Genomic DNA, 1,209 nt, shown 5'->3' with positions numbered 1-1,209 from the left:
TTCGGGGCTGATGCTGGCGGCAGTGCTCTGGACGACGGGCTTCGCGGCCTTTTCGCTTCGCGTGGGCCCCTGGCTCGCCGCGCCGTCGCCGGCGCGGCGCAAGCCGGGTTAACCCAGCACCAGGCGGAAACCCAGGTGGTCGGGCGGCAGGCCGACGGCACAGCCGCCCGCCCGCGCATCGCGCACGAAATCCACGATCTCGGCCCGGTGCTGTCCCTGCACGACGCGGACACCGCAGAACGCGTGATCCGATAGCCGCGCGCCGTCTGCCGCCAGTTCGATCTTGCGCGAGCAGGTCGAGGTCCATTCCCACACATTGCCCGCCATGTCCGCGAGACCGTTCGAGTTGACGCCGAAGGCCCCCTGCGGCCGGACCTCGAGGTCAGGGCCCGCACGCCGGTCCACGTTCTGGCCGTACTGCGCCAGCCAGCGCGCGGCGGGATCCGAGCCGGCCGTCTCCAGCCCCTCGTCCACGGCACGTTCCGCGGCGGCGCGCACCCATTCCGCATCGGTCGGCAGGCGCCAGTCCTGGCCCGTCCGCTCTGAAAGCCAATCGGCATAGGCGGTGGCGTCCTGCCAGCTGACGCCCGTCTGCGGCTGCGCGTATCCCTCTTGCCCGGGGGCAGGGGCCGGCGCACATGCGTCGTCCGCCACGCACCGCGCATACTCGGCGCGGCTGACCTGGTGCCGCATGATGACGAGGGGCGTCGCGGCGCCGCGCGTCTCGGCCGGCGGATCGACGACGCGGCCGTCGAGACGATACTGCCCGGCCGGGCGGTAGCGGAAGTCGCCGGGGGCGACGACGACCGTCTCGGGCGGCGCGGTACGCGGCGCGTCCTCACGCACGACCGGAAACGCCAGGACGGCAGAGCCGAGGAGCGCGCAGATCAGGACGGCGGATTTCATGGCGGGTCTCCGAAAAAAAAGGGGGCGACCGCGCGGGCCGCCCCAGTTGGTGGGATTTTCTGATGCCGCGCCTCAGAGGGCCGGGATCGGCTGGGGCGCCTCGACCTGTTCCATCAGGTCGTTGTTCCACTGCCCCTCGACCTTCACGTGAGCCGTTGCGCCGAGGTTCACCGCCTCGATCAGGTTGTGGTTCACGTAGGCGTAGAGGCCGGGTTGCAGGAACTCGTACATCGCCGCCCCCGCCGAGCCGCCGCGGATGAACCACGTCTCGAGGTCGCGCTGCGGCGGGTTGGCGAACTTGCC

The 1,209-nt window shown here is 71.5% G+C and carries 1 protein-coding gene and 1 pseudogene; both read right to left on the bottom strand.

The window, feature by feature from the left end; all coding sequences use genetic code 11:
• Positions 1-108 precede the first annotated feature (108 nt).
• Positions 109-906 (bottom strand): SUMF1/EgtB/PvdO family nonheme iron enzyme, encoded by a 798-nt coding sequence (locus BM162_RS22320; RefSeq protein WP_093426055.1) that lies wholly within the window; start codon positions 904-906, stop codon positions 109-111.
• Between the two features lie 72 nt (positions 907-978).
• Positions 979-1,209: pseudogene (locus BM162_RS22315) on the bottom strand (copper-containing nitrite reductase); the annotation flags it as partial.

The organism is Tranquillimonas alkanivorans, assembly GCF_900115595.1.
Taxonomy (GTDB): Bacteria; Pseudomonadota; Alphaproteobacteria; order Rhodobacterales; family Rhodobacteraceae; genus Tranquillimonas; species Tranquillimonas alkanivorans.
This window is presented reverse-complemented; position numbering and strand designations above follow the sequence as displayed.

Excerpts from the sequence above, each read along its gene's own strand:
- BM162_RS22320 (WP_093426055.1), bottom strand. The coding sequence starts at position 906 with ATGAAATCCGCCGTCCTGATCTGCGCGCTCCTCGGCTCTGCCGTCCTG.